The sequence below is a fragment of the Flavobacterium lotistagni genome, assembly GCF_011392125.1.
GTDB lineage: Bacteria > Bacteroidota > Bacteroidia > Flavobacteriales > Flavobacteriaceae > Flavobacterium > Flavobacterium lotistagni.
On sequence record NZ_JAAJBU010000003.1, the window covers coordinates 127,711 to 148,328 of the forward strand.

The 20,618-nt window shown below is 43.8% G+C and carries 15 protein-coding genes; 8 read left to right on the plus strand and 7 right to left on the minus strand.

Features of this window, described 5'->3' with window-relative positions:
* Nucleotides 1–146 precede the first annotated feature (146 nt).
* Nucleotides 147–701 (plus strand): hypothetical protein, encoded by a 555-nt coding sequence (locus G4D82_RS05355; RefSeq protein ID WP_166335319.1) that lies wholly within the window; start codon nt 147–149, stop codon nt 699–701.
* Between the two features lie 213 nt (nt 702–914).
* A complete protein-coding gene (locus G4D82_RS05360; protein WP_166335321.1) occupies nt 915–1,232 on the plus strand; it encodes a toxin-antitoxin system YwqK family antitoxin in 318 nt (105 codons plus the stop codon).
* A gap of 176 nt (nt 1,233–1,408) precedes the next feature.
* On the opposite strand, the gene G4D82_RS05365 is transcribed toward G4D82_RS05360, so the two are convergent.
* The 4 genes from G4D82_RS05365 to G4D82_RS05380 form a co-directional block, all read right to left on the minus strand.
* The gene (locus G4D82_RS05365; protein ID WP_166335323.1) at nt 1,409–4,879 is read right to left on the minus strand and encodes an efflux RND transporter permease subunit; all 3,471 of its coding nucleotides are present in this window, start codon (nt 4,877–4,879) and stop codon (nt 1,409–1,411) included.
* A gap of 72 nt (nt 4,880–4,951) precedes the next feature.
* The gene (locus G4D82_RS05370) at nt 4,952–6,088 is read right to left on the minus strand and encodes an efflux RND transporter periplasmic adaptor subunit (RefSeq protein WP_166335325.1); all 1,137 of its coding nucleotides are present in this window, start codon (nt 6,086–6,088) and stop codon (nt 4,952–4,954) included.
* Between the two features lie 10 nt (nt 6,089–6,098).
* Nucleotides 6,099–7,451 carry a TolC family protein gene (locus tag G4D82_RS05375; protein WP_166335327.1) on the minus strand — a complete coding sequence of 451 codons (1,353 nt, stop codon included), beginning with the start codon at nt 7,449–7,451 and terminating at the stop codon, nt 6,099–6,101.
* Complete coding sequence (locus G4D82_RS05380; RefSeq protein WP_166335329.1) at nt 7,448–8,056, minus strand: TetR/AcrR family transcriptional regulator; 609 nt, start codon at nt 8,054–8,056, stop codon at nt 7,448–7,450. Before G4D82_RS05380 ends, G4D82_RS05375 begins: the two co-directional genes overlap by 4 nt.
* Before the next feature lie 146 nt (nt 8,057–8,202).
* On the opposite strand from G4D82_RS05380, the gene G4D82_RS05385 reads away from it, so the two are divergent.
* Genes G4D82_RS05385 through G4D82_RS05395 form a run of 3 tightly spaced genes read left to right on the plus strand, consistent with a single transcriptional unit; the run spans nt 8,203 to nt 10,271 of the window.
* On the plus strand, nt 8,203–9,177 hold the full coding sequence (locus G4D82_RS05385; protein ID WP_166335332.1) for a polyprenyl synthetase family protein: 975 nt from the start codon (nt 8,203–8,205) through the stop codon (nt 9,175–9,177).
* Between the two features lie 12 nt (nt 9,178–9,189).
* Nucleotides 9,190–9,918, plus strand: a complete 729-nt coding sequence (locus tag G4D82_RS05390; RefSeq protein ID WP_166335334.1) for a hypothetical protein — start codon at nt 9,190–9,192, stop codon at nt 9,916–9,918.
* Nucleotides 9,918–10,271 carry a hypothetical protein gene (locus G4D82_RS05395; RefSeq protein WP_166335336.1) on the plus strand — a complete coding sequence of 118 codons (354 nt, stop codon included), beginning with the start codon at nt 9,918–9,920 and terminating at the stop codon, nt 10,269–10,271. Before G4D82_RS05390 ends, G4D82_RS05395 begins: the two co-directional genes overlap by 1 nt.
* On the opposite strand, the gene G4D82_RS05400 is transcribed toward G4D82_RS05395, so the two are convergent.
* Nucleotides 10,255–10,803 carry a hypothetical protein gene (locus G4D82_RS05400; protein ID WP_235924308.1) on the minus strand — a complete coding sequence of 183 codons (549 nt, stop codon included), beginning with the start codon at nt 10,801–10,803 and terminating at the stop codon, nt 10,255–10,257. The two genes, G4D82_RS05395 and G4D82_RS05400, sit on opposite strands and share 17 nt — an antisense overlap.
* A gap of 108 nt (nt 10,804–10,911) precedes the next feature.
* Between G4D82_RS05400 and G4D82_RS05405 the strand changes: the two genes are divergently transcribed.
* The 3 genes from G4D82_RS05405 (at nt 10,912) to G4D82_RS05415 (ending at nt 16,551) form a co-directional block, all read left to right on the plus strand.
* The gene (locus tag G4D82_RS05405; RefSeq protein ID WP_166335338.1) at nt 10,912–13,683 is read left to right on the plus strand and encodes a 2-oxoglutarate dehydrogenase E1 component; all 2,772 of its coding nucleotides are present in this window, start codon (nt 10,912–10,914) and stop codon (nt 13,681–13,683) included.
* A 144-nt stretch (nt 13,684–13,827) separates the two neighbouring features.
* On the plus strand, nt 13,828–15,066 hold the full coding sequence (gene odhB, locus G4D82_RS05410; RefSeq protein ID WP_166335611.1) for a 2-oxoglutarate dehydrogenase complex dihydrolipoyllysine-residue succinyltransferase: 1,239 nt from the start codon (nt 13,828–13,830) through the stop codon (nt 15,064–15,066).
* A 276-nt stretch (nt 15,067–15,342) separates the two neighbouring features.
* The gene (locus G4D82_RS05415) at nt 15,343–16,551 is read left to right on the plus strand and encodes a TCR/Tet family MFS transporter (RefSeq protein ID WP_166335340.1); all 1,209 of its coding nucleotides are present in this window, start codon (nt 15,343–15,345) and stop codon (nt 16,549–16,551) included.
* 65 nt (nt 16,552–16,616) lie between these two features.
* Here G4D82_RS05415 and G4D82_RS05420 read toward each other — a convergent pair whose 3' ends face one another.
* Complete coding sequence (locus G4D82_RS05420) at nt 16,617–17,570, minus strand: DUF4476 domain-containing protein (protein ID WP_166335342.1); 954 nt, start codon at nt 17,568–17,570, stop codon at nt 16,617–16,619.
* Nucleotides 17,571–17,774: 204 nt separating this feature from the next.
* A complete protein-coding gene (locus G4D82_RS05425) occupies nt 17,775–20,618 on the minus strand; it encodes a T9SS type A sorting domain-containing protein (RefSeq protein WP_166335344.1) in 2,844 nt (947 codons plus the stop codon).

Below are 20,618 nucleotides of genomic sequence, written 5' to 3' on the forward strand. Positions count from 1 at the left end.
CCGCTGCCATCCTTAACGCGTTGGTCTCAAATCGGCGAATCGCTATGGGATGAAGTATTTTTTGGTTCCTGAAATAGTTTTTACCGCAGCGTTGTAACGTTTGGATAATCTCGGATACTTTCTGGCCGTAAAAAAACAAAAACGACATGAACAAACACATTCAATTCGCACTCACTTCGCTCTGGATTTTGGGCAGCAGGATTTACGATGCTTACTGTACCTATTTACTAACGCCCGATTTAAGCCATGAAGCCAATCCATTGGTTAGTGTTTTGGGCCTGAACTGGCCGGCTTTGCTGCTGGTTATCGGACTGCTGACACTTTATGTTTTATGGGCTTTTCACCAATCGGTCTTTCGGCCTGAAAATTTGTTGCCCCAAAGCGCGGGTTACACATTCGGTAATCTGGCCGCTTACACTTATCTCGGAGAAAGGCAACCGTGGTATGCTGTATTATACCGTTTGCCCATAAAATGGAGTCGGTTTCATCAATATATGGGTCAAGTATTTAGCCTTTGTTTGGTTTATGCCGGAATGGTTTCTACGGTGATGTGGCTGTTGATCCATCATAGCGATGCTTACAAACACATTCATTCAGCCGCGCTCATATATTCTATATTGTTATTGGGCTGTATCGTTATTGTTTACCTCTGGAATAGAAAACAATATCAGTTGTATTTAAGACAATACCCTAGAAAATAGAAGCAAATCAGGGGTTTTTCAAATGAAATAATAAATTTTGTCACTTTTAGTCAAAGCTTCGTATCGCTTTCCTGTAAAGCCTTCCCGAGGTTTTTCAAAATTTCCAATGTTAAGTTTTTAGTCAATGTTACCAAATTGTTAAGCGAAAGTTTGCTCAATGTAAATAAATCGCTAATTTTGGTGAAGAATGTTGAACCACAAAAACCTACAATTATGAAAAAGATGATGATCCTCGGCGCTTTACTGATTTCTGCAGTGACTTTCGCCCAAAAAGAACCACAACTTGAAGTCGTGGGCAACCAAGTAAAAGCTACTTACTATTACGATAACGGCCAAATCCAACAACAAGGTTTCTTCACAGACGGCAAACCAGACGGGAAATGGGTCGCTTATGATATGAACGGCAACAAAAAATCAGTTGGCGAATATACCAAAGGCGAAAAAACCGGAAGATGGATCTTCTGGAACGACAACAAAACCAGTCAGGTAGAATATACCAACAATCAAATTGCACTAGTTAGCAACAATTAGAATAGAATAAGTTAATAATAAGAAAGAACCCGCTTCATTTCGAGCGGGTTCTTTTTTTGGTGTAACACGAATGGCACTAATTTTCACTAATTCGTGTTTAACTTATTGGTTTCAAAATGAATGGCACTAATTAACATTATTTCATTCGTGTTAATTCGCGCCATTCGTGTTTGATTTTATTCCTCATCAACAACAGCATTTCTGAGCCTTCTGTCGCGCAACCAATATTTCACGCGTTTCACCAAATAGAACATTACCGGAACCATGATCAAAGTGAGCACGGTGGCGTAAGTCAATCCGAAGATGATGGTCCAGGCGAGTGGCCCCCAGAAAATCACGTTGTCTCCACCCAAGAAAATGTGTGGGTTCAAATCGGTGATTAGTGAGAAGAAGTCAAAGTTCAAACCAATTGCGAGCGGAATCAAACCTAACACAGCCGTTAAAGCCGTCAGCAATACCGGGCGCAGTCGCGATTTCCCAGATTCGATAATCACTTCTTTGATTTCCTCTAGAGTCAGGTCGTCGTGAGACTTCACATCTTTCGCATGTACTTTCTCATCGAGCAAGAGTACGAAGAAGTCCATCAAAACGATTCCGTTCTTCACTACGATTCCCGCCAGCGAGATAATTCCCATCATGGTCATCAGGATTACGAAATCCATGTTGGCGATGACGTATCCGTAGAATACTCCAGAGAAACTCAGCAGTACCGTGAATAAAATCACAATCGTTTTCGACACCGAGTTGAACTGCAACACGATGATAATCATGATTCCGGCCAGTGCCAAGAACAACGCATACATCAAGAAACTCTGGTTTTTGCCCTGTTCTTCTTGCTCGCCCGAGAACGAATAAGTAATGTCTTTCGGCATTTGGTAACTGGCCAAGTCGGAAGCAATTTGTTTGGAGATTGCGTCGGCATTATAGCCGGTAAGTACATTCGAGTAAATCGTCATCACGCGCTTCTGATTCTTGCGCTTGATCATGTTGTAGGTGTTGGTTTTCTCAGTGCTGGAAACTCCGGAAATCGGCACCTGAACAATTTGCCCGTTATTCTGGTTGCGGAAAGTAAGCGACTGGTTGAATAAAATGCTTTCGTTCTTGCGCTGGTCTTCCTGCATTCGCATCACTATGTTGTAATCGTCATCACCTTCTTTATAAGTTGAAATTTCCTGACCATAAACCGAACGACGCAAATTGAAACCCAGTTGTCCGGTAGAAACCCCGAGGCTTCCGGCATTCACACGATCAACTTTTACTTCAAGTTCTGGGCTTTCCTTGTTCACATCAACTTGCAAACGCTCAATACCCGGAATGTTTTTCGAGTTCAGATAAGCGATCATTTTATCGGCTTCCTTGAGCATTTTCTCATAATCAAGGCCGGTTAATTGCACACTGATCGGATAACCTGAAGGCGGCCCGGCGGCATCTTTTTCAACGGTTACTAGTGCGCCCGGAATTCCTTTGACTTTACCGCGGATTTCCTCCAAAATATCAGCCGTGTTGATACCGCGACGGAATTTGAACTCCGAGAAATTGACAGTTACTTTTCCTTTATAAGGTGTTTCGGCTTGCGAACCGGCATCGACATTAGGGTTTCCGGCACCGACGCCCACTTGCGAAACGATACTTTCGGCCAAGTAATTTTCCTTGGTTTTCGGATCGACATATTTCTTCATGATATCGATAATCTGTTTCTCCATGAACAGCGTCGCCTTGTTGGTTTTCTCGATATCGGTTCCTTGCGGATATTCGATGTACGCAATCACTTGGTTCGGGATATTCTCTGGGAAGAACAATACTTTCCTCGGGAAAATACCTACAAGAACCACAGAAAGGAACAACATTACAATAATACCAACTAGCGCCATCCAAGCTTTTCTGCCTTCGAGTATGTTTGACAAAAAGCGCATGTATTTCTGTTCCATTCTCGGGAAGAAACTGTGCTGGAAATCCTGAGTCCACTGATAAATTTTTAGGCGATACGCCCACATCAGCGCAAACGAAATAATGGCGATATGCCCAATGGCACGCATGAGTTTCGAATCATACATATTGCCCAACACCACGAAAATTACTGCGATAATGGTAAAGATAATCGAGTAACGTTTGGCCGATTTCTTACTCACATTTTTGTCTTCAATATCCATTGAGCCGCCTGTCATCGCTGCGTTGATGACCATCGCCACGAACAACGAACCAGTTAAAGTTACCGTTAGAGTGATCGGGAAATAGCGCATGAATTTACCCATCGTTCCCGGCCACAATAAAAATGGGAGAAAAGCCATCAGCGTGGTTGCTGTCGATGAAATTACCGGCCAAGCAATCTCGCCAATACCGATTTTCGACGCGTGGTAACGGTCCATGCCTTTTTTCATGTTGGCAAATACGTTGTCTACCACCACAATACCGTCGTCAACGAGCATTCCGAGTCCCATGACCAGTCCGAACAACACCATAGTATTAAGCGTCAATCCTGAAGCGGAAAGAATACTGAAGGCAATCATCATCGAGAGCGGAATCGCAGCACCCACAAACAACGAGTTGCGCAATCCCATGGTGAACATCAGCACAATCATTACCAGAATAATCCCGAAAATAATGTGGTTCGAGAGTTCGTCTACTTGGTGCTCTACGCGTGAAGATTGGTCGTTGGTGAGTTTGATTTGCAAGTCTGCGGGCAAGTACGATTCTTTCGCTTTTTCAAGTCGTTCTTTCACTTGCTCGATTGCCGAAATCATGTTGGTGTTCGAACGTTTCTTGACATTGAGCATCACGACTTCTTTGCCGCTTTCACGAGCGTAAGTGGTTTTTTCTTTTTCTTTGAAACTCACCTTGGCGATGTCTTTCAGATAAACCGTTCCGCCAAACGATTTCACAATTACATTTTCAAGTTCTTTTGGATCTTTGATTTCACCGGTAATCCGGATGTTGTTTCTAGAACCTTGCGAGATGAGGTTTCCGCCCGAAAGTGTCATGTTCTCGTATTTCACCGCGTTCTGGATTTCGTCGAACGATACTTGTGCGGCGGTCATTTTCATGATATCGACGGCGATTTCGACTTCTTTGTCATCGACACCTAAAATCACTACGTCTTTAACCTCTGAGATTTCTTCCAGGTCGTCTTCGATGAGTTTGCCGTAATCTTTGAGTTGCTGCGTGGTGTAGTTTCCTTGCAGGTTGATGTTCAAAATCGGCACTTCTTCGGAAATGTTCAAATCGAATACGCTCGGTTCTACTTTTCCGCCGTTGTCTAAGTTTGGCCAGTCGGTATCGGCTTTGACCAAATCGACTTTGTCTTTGGTTTTCTCTTTGGCTTGTTCGATGGTGACATCGTCGTCAAATTCTACGACAATCATTCCGTAATCTTGAAGCGATGACGAAGTAATTTTATTCACACCGCTGATGTTCTTGAGTTCTTTCTCGAGCGGTTTGACAATCAGTTTCTCTACATCTTCAGCCGAGTTTCCCGGGAAAACCGACGAGATATAAATTTTGTTTTCGATGACTTCCGGGAAATCCTCGCGTGGCATCGTAATGTAGGCAATAAGCCCGGTGATGACAATCAGTATCGTGAATATATATACCGTGACGCGGTTGTCGACGGCCCAGCTCGATATGCCGAATTCGTGTTTTTTATGACTCATAATGTTGAATTTATTGAGAGTTACTGGTTTCAGGCGCAGTCGAATCAATCAACTAACAACCATCAACTGTTTTTAGAAGTTGAGTTTCATTCCTTCAGAAATGGTGTTCGCGCCTTCGGTCACAATTTGGTCGTCAGTCGAAAGCCCGCTGAGAATTTCCGTTACATTGCCCGCCGATTGTCCGGCTTTCACTACTACTTTCTTGGCTACGGCAGTTTTGCCTTTCACTTGGTCTGCCACATAAACAAATTGGTTCTTTTGTCCGTCTTCCTGAATCACATTGGTAGGAACTACAATTGCATTTTTACTGGTGTAATCGGTTATTTTTAGTTTGGCCACCTGATTCGGACGCAACAAGTTGTCTTTGTTCGGAACCGCTACTTCAATGGCAAAGGTTCTATTGTTCGGGTTGATGCTGCTGGCAATTTGGCGCACTTTTCCGGTATAAGTTTTTCCAATCGAACCGAGTTCTACGCTTACTTCAGTACCTACTTTGAACTTGCCGATATAGGTTTCAGGTACCGACGTCGACACATACATATTGCCGAGGTTCACAATGCGCATCAAACCTTGCGGGCTGGCAGCCACAACTTCGCCTCTTTCTACAAAAACTTCGTCGATGGTTCCTGAAAATGGTGCTCTGATGAGTGTTTTGGCCAATTGTGCTTTGGCTTGGGCCACTGCTTTTTGTGCGCTGACCATTTGAGTTTGTGCGTTGAGGAACTGGATTTCAGAGCCGATTTTTTGGTTCCAAAGGTTTTTCTGTCTTTCAAAAGTGGTTTTCGCCAAGTTGTATTGGTTTTCCAAACTCGCGAGTTGTTGGCTGCCACCGCCGTCGTCCACACGACCAAGGATTTGTCCTTTGCTCACGCGTTGTCCGGCCTTCACGTTTAAGGAAACCAAAACTCCGGGAACTTCAGGTTGCACCAAAATATTCTCTTTAGTGTCTACATTTCCTTGGATTTCCAGATAGTGATTGAACACGGTATCTTTCACGGTTTCAATTGAAACCAAGGCTTCGGCTTTAGCAGTGTCAAGCACTTTCAAAACTTCATCGATTTGCGCCATTTGGGCTTGCAATTCTGATTTTTTCGCTTGAATTTTTGCTAAGTCTTTTGAGGCTAAAATGCTCTCGATACTGGCATTATTTTCTTTCTGCGAACAAGCCGCGAGTAAAGTAAATACGGATAGAAGGAAGATTTTTTTCATGATGATTGTGTTAGTTCTTTGGGTTTGAATTGGTGATTTTTTCGAGTGCAGCTTTCTTGTTGATGATGTTCACCATCGATTGCAAGTAACTCTGTTGAGCAGTATATAACTGGCGTTGGGCTTCGCTGAAATCGAAACTCGAAGAAAGCCCTTCGGTGAATTTAATTTGTTGTTTGCGTTCAATTCGTTCGGCCAGGTTTAAGTTGCTTTTGGCAGTGGCATATTCCTCGACGCTGAAATCGTACTCGCTTTTGGCACTTTCGTACTGAAGTTTTAGGCTCTGTTCAGTTTGTGTGAGCTGTGTTTTGGCTTGCTCCAAAGCAATTTTGGCTTGCTGGGTTTTGGCATGACGGCCGAAGCTACTGAAAATCGGTACATTCAAGCCTATTCCTAAATTCGAATAGTTGAGCCATTTCTGGTTTTGAGTAAAAAAAGCAAACTGGTCGTTGAACGCATTATATCCGAAATTAAGATTCGCGGCAAGACTAGGCAAGGCTTTACTGCGGGCTAACTTGAGTTCTAATGTTCTTTGCTCCTCGAAATTTTTAGCCATCTGATAATCGATGTTGTTGCCTACATTGAAACCTTGTTGTGAAAAAGTCGCCGCCAGATTAGCCGCAGACAAACTATCGAGCTTGTCGGTAAGTTTCAAATCAGCGCCGAGGTCAATTCCTAAAGATATTTTAAGCATTTTGTAGGCGATGTCGCGCAAACGTTGGGTGTTTTTTAAATTGCTGTTCACTGAGGCCAAAGTAATCTGCAATTGTTCGACATTCTCTTCTTCGATTAAGCCGTTCTTGAAAGTCTGTTCGGTATCAAACAACGTCTTGGAAAGCGTGGTTTTGTTTTTCTCCAAAATCGCAATGCTTTCTTCGGCTAAAAGTACGTTACCGTAGGCGTTCACGACCATTTCGCGCACTTCGGTATCGGTTTTCTGCTTGGCGTTTTGGTAATATTTAAGGTAAGTTTTCGAAGCTTGCAAAGCCACAATATAAGAACCGTCGAAAATCAGTTGGCTTAAAGTAGCACTAGCGGCCATAGTGTGTTTGGTTCCAAAAGCGACTTCGGCAAATTCTCCAGGTTCTCCGCCAAAAAATTGAGCAGGAATAAGCTGCTTTTGCAATTCGAAGTTGTTCTGATAGCCTACCGAAGCATTGATTTGAGGCAAACCCGCAGCGGTAGTTTCCCATTTTTTCTGACGGGCCGATTCGATGTCGCGAGTGGCGTTGATCGCTTGGTAATTGTTCGCCAATGCGTGGCTGATGGCCTGCTCCAAAGAGAACGAATAACTGCTCTGTTTGGCGTTCTGCGAATTTGCAACTGAGGCAAAAAACAACAGCGTGATTAGTAAGGATTTTTTCATAGATGATTGTTGTATAGAGGATTGTTAAGATGTTTCTCAAGTTCAGCGATGCCCTGCGTTGTGGCAATGGCTCGGGTGTGGTATTCGAGTGCTTTAAATTCCATTTCGTAGGCGTCTTTTTCTAGCAGCGTATTTTCATTGATCGAAAAAATCAGCGTGTAGTAAAATTTCACTGCCGCTTCAATGTCGGTTTCCGGGCGGTACAAACCTTGGGCAATTCCTTTTACAATATTCTGACGGAACACGTTCGAGCAGTCTTCGATTTCGTTGGCCATCATTTTCTCGTAAATTTCCGGATAGTGTTTTTTAAGTTGGTAAGCCGGCGAGTGGTCAAATGACTTGAACATTTCCTTGAACATTTCGCGCATTTTAAAATTCTCTTCGATGGCATTGTGGTTTTGGGCCATGACTTCGTCCATGAGTGCATGGATTTTTTGGTGGACTACTTCTGTGCCTTCCTCGATAAGCATTTCTTTGTTGCTGAAATATTTGTAGATGGTTTTTTTTGAAATGCACATCTCACACGCGATATCGTCCATGGTCACGCTCTTGAAACCCAGTTTCAGGAACATATCCGTGGCTTTTTTGATAATCTTATCTTTCATTTTTGTTTGAATTTCGCGGACAAAAGTAGAACGGAAACTTTAAACACCAAAATAGTTTCCTAAGTATTCACATTTTTTTAACATTGGGTTAAAGCCCATTTTTTGTCATGCCAAGAGAATCATTTACCTTAGCCCGAAAATTTTCCATGCATCCAATAGCGCAATACCAGCAATTCATTGCCGATTTTCTTCAGGCCGAACTCGAGCTTAAAGAGCCCAGAAATCTATACGAACCGATTCATTACATTTTAGGTTTGGGCGGCAAACGAATTCGTCCGGTGCTCACGCTGATGACCGCTGAAATCTTTGGGGCGAATTATCAAAAAGCTTTACCGGCGGCTTTAGCAGTCGAGGTTTTTCATAATTTTTCATTGATTCACGACGACATTATGGACGATGCGCCACTGCGACGCGGTCATGAAACCGTGCACGAGAAATGGAATGTGAACACCGGAATTCTCTCAGGCGATGCCATGCTGATTCTCGCTTACCAATATTTCGAACGCTACCAGCCGGCAGTTTTTAAAGAGCTTGCCCAATTGTTCAGCAAAACGGCACTTGAAGTTTGTGAAGGCCAACAATGGGATGTCGATTTCGAAAACCGAGACGATGTTTCCCAAGAACAATATCTAAAAATGATTGAATACAAAACCGCGGTTTTAGTGGCTGCGGCTATGAAAATGGGCGCCATCATCGCCGAAACTACTGAGCAAAACGCAGCTTTGATTTATGATTTTGGTCGTCATCTCGGGTTGGCTTTTCAGTTGCAAGACGATTATTTGGATGCGTTCGGAGATCCAGAAACTTTTGGCAAACAAGTCGGCGGCGATATCATCGAGAACAAAAAAACCTATTTGTACCTCAAAGCCCTTGAATTTGCTTCACCGAAAGACCGCGAGCAATTGTTGCATCTGTATTCAATTCGGCCTGAAGACAACACCGATAAAATCAATTCGGTCAAACTAATTTTCAACCAAACCGGAGCGGTAACTGCTACAAAGGCAGCGATTGAAGACTATACCCAACGCGCTTTTTTAACTTTGGAAGCACTGAGTATTGCGCCAGAAAAAAAGGCCATTTTGCGCCAATTTGGTGAAGGTTTGATGGCAAGAAAAGTTTAGCGGTCGTTCAAAATGTCAAACAGTTTATTTTTCAACGAAAATCATTATCGGCCTAAAACCCAATTGTTTTTGGCGTTTTTGTTTACAGTTTTTACTGTTTTTGCACTTGGGTTCGACTCGGTTTATTTTACTGAACGTTATTTCGATGCTAGAATGCTGGTCAATTTGGCGGCCATTATTTATTTCAGCGGCATTTTTTTTACTGCGGATTTGCCTTTGCGCAAACTGATGCTGGTGATGGTTTTTTTGTCTTATATCGGTGAGTTGATTTTCTGTAAACTATTGGGAATGTACGATTATCGCACGCCAATGATTCCGCTTTATGTGCCTTTTGGTCACGCGATTGTTTACGCCTCGGGTTATATTTTCGCGCATACCAACTGGGTAATTCGACAAGAAAAGTTGTTACAAAAGGGATTTGCGATTTTTTTTATCACGTTGTTTTTAGGAGTCGGAATTTTTCTTAAAGATTATTTCTCGCTGATTTTTGGCGCTTTGTTTTTTGTGCTGCTCAGACGAAAACAATGGCAGAACCTCTACAGTTGTATTGCGCTTTGTGTTATCTTTATTGAACTTGTCGGTACGTATTTCGGTTGTTGGGCTTGGGCCGATAAAACTTTCGGCGTCATTCCAGCCGCCAATCCGCCGATGGGAGCAGTATTTTTTTATGCCGGCGGCGATGTACTATTGGTAAAAATCATCTCGGTTTGGGAAAAACGGAACACTAAAACAATCGCATAATGAATTTTATCGCACCAGAATCTACCGATGTTTTGCTTAGTCAAGCCGAAACCGAAAACCTTTACTTGAAACTTATCGAGCAGCTCAACAAAGATTTTAATTTGGCCAATGAAGGCATCGATTTTCCGCTGAGCACCAAGCCTGAAGAACTCAAAGTACAATTGCACGAGAAAATCTACCGCATGATCAATTATAAATTCGCGGAATATCTCAACTTGCTTTACATTATCGATGTGCCCGAAGACCAAGTCAAAAAACTAGACGGCACAGACCTAGTTGCTTTATCGGAACAAGTCGCCTTCCTGATTTTAAAAAGAGAATGGATAAAAGTTTGGTTTAGAAATAAATTCTAACAAACGGCATAAACGCATCGCTGTAAACCAAATCATCTTCGCTGTACAAAACGTTATAACGCACGCCAACGGTCACATTATCTGAATGGTAGCCCAAACCAATATTCAAGGCGGTATTCCAAAAGTTGCGGCTGTAATCAATAACATTGAATTCCTGATTCACACGCAATTGCTCCAGTTCGGCTGAGATTTGGATTTCTTCAATAGGAGTAATCAGCCCAATTAAACTTCCTCCGTACAAATACGATTTATAACCTTCCAAATACGGTTCGCGGGTTTTTACTTTAATAAAGCTGCCTTGCAAACCAACACCGGCCGCAAAATATTGATTGAAATTATAAATGGCGCTCGGAGCTAGGCTAATATCTGTATAATCATTGCCCACACTAAGGCCAAAGCCACCACCGAATTGTACATGCTCCCAGAAATCACTATTCTTTTTTTGGGCAGCACCAGCGATTGAAAAACACAGGAAAATAAGGGCGAAGATATTTCTGAAAGCGGACGTGAAAAGCTTATTTTTTAGCAGCATAAGGGGTTTGTTTTTAAAAAGATAAAAGTATTTAAAATAATTAAAATTGTATGGCATTTATTGTACTTTTGCGTAACATTTTTAAAAATCAGGACATCAACTAAAGCTATGGATAGGTTTTCCTTTTTGAACGCAGCACACACCCAATTTTTCGCCGATTTATACGAGCAATATACCCAAAACCCAGACAGCGTAGAACCCAGTTGGAGAAGTTTTTTCCAAGGTTTCGATTTTGGGATGACCACTTACAACGAAGAACAAGCCTTGGCTCAAATGGGTCAAATCGCCACAGACAACGTTCAAAGCGGTCAAGTGTCAGAGAAAATCCTCAAAGAATTCAACGTCCTGAAACTCATTGATGGCTACCGCACGCGCGGGCATTTGTTTACCAAAACCAATCCGGTACGCGATCGCCGTGAGTATTTCCCAAATCTAGATATTGAACATTTTGGTCTTTCGCAAGCCGATTTGAACACCGTTTTTGATGCGGCCAAAATCTTGGGCAAACAACCTTCCACCTTGAGCCAAATCTTGACGCATTTGCAAAAAATCTACTGCCAACATATCGGGATTGAGTACATGCACATGGAAAACCCGATTTTTGTGAATTGGGTGCAAGAGCGCATCAACCGCAACGACAACCAGCCGGATTTCACTCCAGAGCAGAAAAAACACATTTTAGGAAAGCTCAATGAAGCCGTTTCATTCGAGAATTTCCTACACACCAAATATGTCGGCCAGAAACGTTTCTCACTCGAAGGTGGCGAAAGTTTGATTCCCGCGCTAGATGCTGTCATTGAAGCCGCAGCCGAAAAAGGTGTGGAGCATTTCGTCATGGGAATGGCACACCGTGGCCGTTTGAATACTTTGGCCAACATCTTCGGCAAAGCCACTCAGGATATTTTCTCAGAATTCGACGGAAAAGACTACGACAAAGAATACTTCGACGGCGATGTGAAATACCACTTAGGGCTTACCTCGGAACGACAATCCAAGTCGGGTAAGAAAATCAACGTCAATTTGGCGCCAAACCCATCGCACCTTGAAACTGTTGGTGCAGTAATCGAAGGCATCACACGCGCCAAACAAGACAAATATTTCCCAGACGATTTCTCTAAAGTACTGCCGATTGCCGTTCACGGAGATGCAGCGGTGGCCGGTCAAGGCATTGTATACGAGATCATCCAAATGGCGCAACTTGACGGCTACAAAACCGGAGGAACCATTCATATCGTCATCAACAACCAAGTGGGTTTTACCACGAACTACCTCGACGCACGTTCCTCAACTTATTGTACCGATATTGCCAAAGTAACGCTCTCGCCGGTACTTCACGTCAATGCTGACGATACTGAAGCCGTAGTTCACGCGATGCTGTTTGCACTTGATTTCCGTATGGAATTCGGTCGCGACGTCTTTATCGATTTGTTGGGTTACAGAAAATACGGGCACAACGAAGGCGACGAACCGCGTTTTACCCAACCTGTGTTGTATAAAATCATTGCACGCCATAAAAACCCAAGAGAAATTTACGCTGAAAAGCTCATCACGGCAGGTATTGTCGATGCAGCTTATCTGACCAAAATCGAAAACGATTACAAGGCGAAACTGGATGAGAATTTGCAGGAATCGCGCAAGAAAGACAAAACCATCATCAAGCCGTTTTTGCAAGACGAGTGGAAAGGCTTTGTTCAAGTATCAGACGATGAAATGCTCAAGAAAGTCGATACCAAATTCAACCAGAAAAAACTAGACAGCATTCTCGAAACCATTTCCACTTTGCCGTCCGATAAGAAATTCATCAGTAAGATTACCAAAATTGTCACCGACCGCAAAACGATGTACGACAACAACACCATCGATTGGGGAACGGCAGAAACCTTAGCTTACGGCTCTTTACTTACGGAAGGTTACGACGTGCGTATTTCAGGACAAGATGTCGAGCGCGGTACTTTCTCGCACCGTCATGCCGTGGTTAAAGTAGAAGACAGCGAAGAAGAAGTCATTTTGCTTAACGCCTTGAAAGACAAAAAAGGGAAGTTCAATATTTTCAACTCCTTCCTTTCTGAATATGGCGTTTTAGGTTTTGATTACGGCTATGCCTTAACCAATCCGAATGCCCTCACGATTTGGGAAGCCCAGTTTGGGGATTTCTCCAACGGCGCGCAAATCATGATCGATCAGTATATTTCCTGTGGCGAAGACAAATGGAACAACCAAAACGGAATTGTGCTGCTATTGCCACATGGTTACGAAGGCCAAGGTGCAGAGCATTCTTCAGCGCGTATGGAGCGTTACCTGCAACTTTGTGCCCGCCACAATATGTACGTAGCTGATTGTACCACACCGGCTAATTTCTTCCACCTGTTGCGACGTCAGATGAAAACCAAGTTCCGCAAGCCGCTTGTGGTATTTTCTCCAAAGAGTTTGCTGCGCCATCCGGATTGCGTTTCCACACGCGAAGAACTCTACAACGGCAGCTTCCAAGAAGTGATTGACGACAACACGGTTGATAAGAAAAAAGTAAAAACGGTCGTGTTCTGCACCGGAAAATTCTATTACGACATCAAGGCAGAAAGAGAAAACCTCAAGCGCGATGATGTGGCTTTGGTGCGTATCGAACAGTTGTTCCCGTTGCCAGTGGAGCAATTGCAAGCCGTTATCAAAAGTTATCCGAACGCCGACGACTACGTTTGGGCGCAAGAAGAGCCGAAAAACATGGGCGCTTACAGTTTCATGCTCATGAATTTCGATTTGGTGCCATGGCGATTGGCATCGCTTAAAGCCTATGCAGCACCGGCAGCAGGTAGCCACACGCGCGACAGAAGACGCCACGCCGATGCCATCCGGATGGTGTTCGACAAGAATTTATTTCGTTAGGAGCTGTTTCCCGCTGTCCGCGCTACACGGTAGCTTGCTCCCATCGGGGCTAGGGCATCCGGGAAACCCATAAGAATAGTTTAAACCGGAGCTTCAGTGCTCGAAACGATAACCAAAGAAAACAATAAACTAAAATATACTACCATGATTTTAGAAATGAAAGTCCCTTCTCCGGGAGAATCCATCAAAGAAGTTGAAATCGCAACCTGGCTGGTAAAAGACGGCGACTATGTAGAAAAAGACCAAGCCATTGCTGAGGTAGATTCAGACAAAGCCACTTTAGAATTGCCAGCCGAAGCCAGCGGAATCATTACCCTAAAAGCCGAAGAAGGCGATGCTGTAGCCGTGGGCGCAGTAGTTTGCCTGATTGATACCAGCGCGGCAAAACCCTCAGCAGCGGCACCAGCAGCCGAAGCTCCGAAAGCAGTAGCAGCAGCTCCAAAAGCGGAAGCCCCAAAAGCGGAAGCCCCAAAGGCAGCACCGGCACCAGCTTCTTATGCAGCGAACACACCTTCGCCAGCCGCTAGAAAAATATTAGATGAGAAAAATATCCAACCTATAGATGTCGTAGGAACCGGAAAAGGCGGTCGCATTACCAAAGAAGATGCGATGAATGCCAACGCCGTAGCGTCAATGGGAACACCAACCGGAGGCAACCGTTCTTCCAGCAGTACCAAACTTTCGATGTTGCGCAGAAAAGTAGCCGAAAGACTCGTAGCGGCGAAAAACGAAACGGCGATGCTCACGACTTTCAACGAAGTCAACATGACACCAATCAACATCATCCGCAACGAATATAAAGATGCCTTCAAGGCCAAACACGGCGGCTTGAGTTTGGGTTATATGTCGTTCTTCACTAAAGCGGTTACGCGGGCTTTGCAGTTGTATCCGGACGTAAACTCAATGATTGATGGCGACCAGAAAATCTCTTACGATTTCTGTGACATTTCCGTGGCGGTATCTGGCCCGAAAGGTTTAATGGTACCGGTGGTCAGAAATGCAGAGAACTTAACTTTCCGCGGCGTAGAAGCCGAGATTAAACGTTTGGCCATCCGCGCACGCGATGGGCAAATCACTGTTGACGACATGACCGGAGGAACTTTCACCATTTCCAACGGTGGGGTTTTCGGAAGTATGCTTTCAACGCCAATCATCAACCCACCGCAATCAGGTATTTTGGGCATGCACAACATCATCGAACGCCCGATTGCCGTAAATGGCCAAGTCGAAATTCACCCGATGATGTACGTGGCTTTGTCATACGACCACCGCATCATTGACGGACGCGAATCGGTTGGTTTCTTGGTAGCAGTGAAAGAAGCCCTTGAAAATCCGCTCGAATTGCTGATGAACGGTGATGCGAAAAAAGCGTTGGAATTGTAAACAAACACAGATTACACAGATTAGCACAGATTTTAATTGGTTTCGGATTGATGATGATCAGTATTTGAAATGATCATTAGTATCGCAATAATTTCAAAATCCCGTTGGTTTGTACTGACGGGATTTTTTGTTTATTTGTGACGCACGGAGTACAACCCTAAAAACTACAGTGGTGGTTTTACGGAGTTCGCGTGAAGGATGGGAGCAAGTACCGTGTACTGCGTACAGCCTGACCCGCAGGGGCACGCCCCAAGAACAATCAAACTACTTTTTACCATGAGAAAGAACCAGAAGCAAGCCGCGATTGGATTTATTTTTATTACGATGCTCATCGACATTACCGGTTGGGGCATTATTATTCCGGTAATTCCAAAACTGATTGAAGAACTGATTCATGGCGATATCAGTGAAGCCGCTAAAATTGGCGGTTGGCTTACCTTTGCCTATGCCATCACGCAGTTTGTTTGCGCGCCGCTGATTGGAAATTTGAGCGACAAGTTTGGAAGACGGCCCGTGATATTAATTTCGTTGTTCGGCTTTTCGATTGATTATTTGTTCCTATCAATGGCGCCTACCATTGGTTGGTTGTTTGTCGGGAGAATCATTGCCGGAGTAACCGGAGCCAGCATTACTACAGCCTCTGCTTATATTGCCGATGTGAGCACACCGGAGAACCGCGCCAAAAATTTCGGGATGGTCGGGGCGGCTTTTGGGCTTGGGTTTATCATTGGGCCGGTTATTGGCGGTTTGCTAGGGCAGTATGGTTCGCGCGTTCCGTTTTATGCTGCGGCCGTTTTGTGTATGCTGAACTTTATTTACGGCCTGTTTATTTTGCCCGAATCGCTCGATAAAAGCAACCGACGGGAATTCGATTGGAGGCGTGCTAATCCTGTGGGCGCCTTGTTGAATTTGAGAAAATATCCGCAAGTCATTGGGCTCATTTCAGCGATTTTTATTTTGTATGTCGCCTCGCATGCTGTGCAGGGAAACTGGAGTTACTACACGATGTATAAATTAAATTGGGATGAAACCATGGTCGGGATTTCGTTGGGTGTGATCGGGGTTTTAGTGGCGATAGTACAAGGCGGATTGATTCGTTGGGTGAATCCGAAATTGGGCAATGAGAAGAGCATTTATGTTGGTTTTGCCCTTTACGCGATTGGAATGTTCTTGTTTGCGTTTGCCACTCAGAGCTGGATGATGTTTGCGTTTCTGGTGCCGTATTGTTTGGGCGGAATTGCCGGTCCGGCTTTACAGGCAGTCATTTCAGGCGATGTGCCGCCAACCGAACAAGGTGAAATTCAGGGAACGCTCACGAGTTTGATGAGTGCTTCTGCGATTGTCGGACCGCCGATGATGTCGACGATATTTTATTACTTCACACACGATCAAGCGCCGGTTCAGTTTCCTGGAGCACCGTTTATCTTGGGCGGGCTCATGATGCTCGCCAGCGCAGTGATTGCTTATTTTTCGTTTAAGAAATAAAAAAAATCCCGTCTTGCTTAAGGCGGGATTTTTTAATACAGTAATATATTACTCAAACCTTAATCTTATTGACGGCTTGAAACGTAATCATTTAACTCATCTGAACTTGATGAAAAGGCAAAGATGTTGTTGATGTTGTAATAGTTTTTCGGATCGGTACAGCCATCATAGGCGAATTTTGCGAATGCCAACTTGTTTTCTTCAAAGCCGAAAGTGTTGCAAATTTCAGTAATCTGTTGGGTAGACAAACAATTTGACTGCGAGATTTGCTTGGCGGTTTTTAAACGAGAATCATCAAAGCCTTGGTTTTTCAGAGTTTCCAATGCCTTTGAAAAGTTGGCGCCGCTCATGGCCATTTTGCCTCTGCAGCTTACAGGTTCTGGCTCGCTGTGATTGGTATGACTCGATGACGATGATGAGGAAGTCGTTGTCGTGGTAGTTTGCGTTACCGTGCCGGCCATACCATCGTTGATGTTTAGGTTGATACCCACCCCTACACCGTTCACGTTAATTCCTGCATTAACGCCAGTTCCAGTTCCTGAAGTGGTGGTGGTTGTCGTGGTTTGGTGAACGGTTCCGGTAGTTTGAGGTTGCTGCACCACGACTTGCTGAACAGGTTGTCCGTAGTGAATAACGTGTACATTAGAAGCTGGAACAAAATTCGGGGTCACCGGAATCGAAGAGAAATAATTCATTTTCATTTTACCTGCTTTGTTTTTATCTCTTTTGATTTTGTAGGTTACATCAGAGAAAACACCATCCACATCTGTCAACATTAAATTGTTTTTAGAGACGGCTTCTAAGCCTGCGTCGGCAAAAATAACTTTGGCGTTGTAGTAGGGTTGGTTCAAATCTTCCACTCGAAGATTGGTTTGGGGTGTGTCGTTGATTTTTTCTCCGTTCAAGATCAGGAAAAATTTATCACCGTCTTCAGAGAAAATGGTCAAATGCCCAACGGATTGTTGTCCGAATGATAAAAAAGAAACAAACAATAAAGTCAATGTAATTCTTAAACGCATAGTTCAGCTATTTATCGGGTTATCAATGATTGAATTTCAGCGCCAAAAATAGAAATTAATTCGAATTATACCAATGTCGTTAACAGTAAAACCTGATGCTTTTCAAAAAAATAACATCCGTTTAATTGCTGGTTCTTCAGGCTGTTCTCTACAAAAAATCCCATCTATTATAAACAGATGGGATTCAATGGATGCTTTTGGGATTTATTTCCGAATCAGTTTGACCGTTTTCTCTTGTGTGCCTGAGCGGAGTTTAGCAAAGTAAATTCCGGGGTTTAAATTCGATAGATCAATGGTTGCTTCTGAGTTTTGAATGCTCTTTGAGATTAAAGTCTTTCCCGAAACATCAGTGATTTCAAGGCTTTCAATTGGTGCTGCTTTCGAACTAAAAGTCACCACCGATGATGTCGGGTTCGGATAACAATCAAAACTTCCATTCTCGAAAGCATCGATACCCAAGAAAGGCACAAACTCAGTCGTACAAGTGTTGGTGACAATCGCCGGATTGAAATCGAAATAGATATCGGCCGAGTTCGGAATCACATCGCCGATGACAAAGCCGGGTTTGGGCTTTACTTGAAACACAATATAACCGTGGCCTGTAACATCGTCGCCTTCTACCGACGGAGGTAAACCAATTCCATCAAATCGCCAGCTTAGCGAACTTCCCACACGATCCAAAACGTAATTGTGGCTCGCTTTAATCATCTGAACGGAAGTTTCATCAAGTTGGGCATCGAGCACGTCATCCACTTTTACATTGATGGCTTCAGCGGTTCCGGTATTCTCAAAACGAATCGTGTAAGTTAAGTAATCGTTGGCGGTGAAACCGGAATGTACAATTTTTCCGCCGTGCGCTTCGGTTTTGTCATTGGGGTCATAAGAACCTACAACCACTTGAGCCAAAGTATAACTGTTGTTGTACTCATTGATTTCATTGGGCAAAAGAGAAATACTCGCGGTATTGGTCAGCAAATCACCTAAACTGATTGTTGGAATCGTGGGCACTTGCATCGCTACAGTAATGAATCGGGTTTCGTTGGGTAACAAATTGGCGAAATCGTAAGTGAACCCTGAAGATGTTGGCGTAGTCCCTGTTTCGGAGATACTGATGATACTCAGTGCATCGTCTTTGGTAAATGTTACTGTTCCTGAGGCGATGGTTTGGCTGCTGTTGTTGCGGTAAGTAATCGTGTTTTGGTAAACGAAGCCCGGTCGGGGCAAACCACTCGAAGAATAAATATAAATGCTCAAATCATTGCAATTTGATGCAATTGTAATCGGGAAATTATAGGTCACCAAACCAGAGCCCGGCGCGATGGTGATATTGTTATAAGCAACGGTGGTCAAAGTGTAGTTCTGCTGACAGCCGCTGCTTTGGGTTAACAAATGACAACCGATATTGTAAAAGTTCGTACTGCTATTGTCATAAAGGTAATGAATTCCGGTAGTGTTGTATACAAAATGGGTCGGACCGCCATTAATTAAATAGTAAAAACTAACGGCTGTAAAATTAGGTTCTGCATTGTCTTGAATTCCGTTTGAATTGTGGTCAAGAAAAGCATTGAATTTAATGCCGTTCGGAACATTCAAATTCACCGATACTGAATCGCGTGCAATATAATTGTCAATGCCATAATTTGCCGAAGCCATAGCGCGCTTGAAAACAACACCTGAATTGATGTCTTCTTGGGTCAGAATGTGCAGCCCAGAATAAGCCGTGTTATTGGTTTGGCCGGCCGGCAAAGTGAACGGATTTCCACTCACACTGACTTCATTGCTGCTTACATTTGCATCTGTAGCATCAATGCAAGCATGGTTGGTTACTGCAAATCCGTACTCAATGGTGTCGCCTAAATCAGTCAAGCCATTAGCATTGGTATCGTTGTAAGTGCCTTGCATCTCGAGAGAAATGCCGTTGTCTTGGTTGATGACAAACGCAACCGGGAAAGAATCGTAGCAATTGCTCAAAAGAATATCTTCGCCGCGAACCATAACACTGTAGTTACCAGCTTGTAAGTTGCTTAAGGTATAAGTAGTTCCCTGCCCGTTGTAATAGGTTATTCCGGTGCCTTGTTGCACCGTTAACATCCATTGCCCTATATCAGGCAAACCGGTAAGTACAACCGTTCCGCCTTCGGAGCTGTCGCACAAGGGTTGAACAATGCTTTGAACTACCGGTGTATTCGCTCGGCAATATTGAACGTTGAGTGTTACCGTAGCGGTATCGCAATTGTTCGGGTTGCCGATTTCACAGATTTGATAAATCAAAGTGTGCGTACCACTTGGGGTTTGAGGATTGGCATAGACACCACCTTCAAATCCGATTCCGATATTCGGGTCAGAAGCAGAAATAACGGTAATCGTAACGTTGGTCAAAGTAGCCGGTAAACCATTGAGGCGGTCATTAAAAAGCACCGGATTCAAACCCGGAGGTTCAATTCCAACGGGATTGCTGAAGGCGAAGCTATCATCATTGGCCACAATGGTTTGTTGGTTAGTCACCGTAATTACGGCACTTCCGGTACAACCTGTGGCATCAGTAACGTTAACCGAAATGGTGTTGGTTCCTACAGGGGAAGTAAAGTTAAAAGTAGCTTCAGTAGTGGTAACCGCGGCACCACCATTAATACTCCAGATATAAGTGTAGGGAGCTTGCCCACCAACTAAAATAGCACTTACCGTAGAAGTTGGGGTGTTGAGTACCGCCGAGAGTGTTACTTCCAGATTCGGATTGACAATCAATTGCAACGGAAAAATAGTCAAGTTTGAATTGACTGTGTTTTCCACTCGAACAAAAAGAAGCTGCTGGCTGGAAGTGACCGAATAAGTAGTAATATTTTCAATCGCATTACTATTAGTAGCGGCGTCTGATTGGGTGAGGTGATAGCTAATATTGAAATCGGCTGGGTTTTGATTACCGACGAATTGCGTACTGGCTTGCGATAAATCGAATATCATATTGCCGCAATAATTTATCAACGGCTGATTCTGTGCTTGGCCTAGAAGTCCGATAAGCGCCAAGGCCATTAAAAATACTTTTTTCAT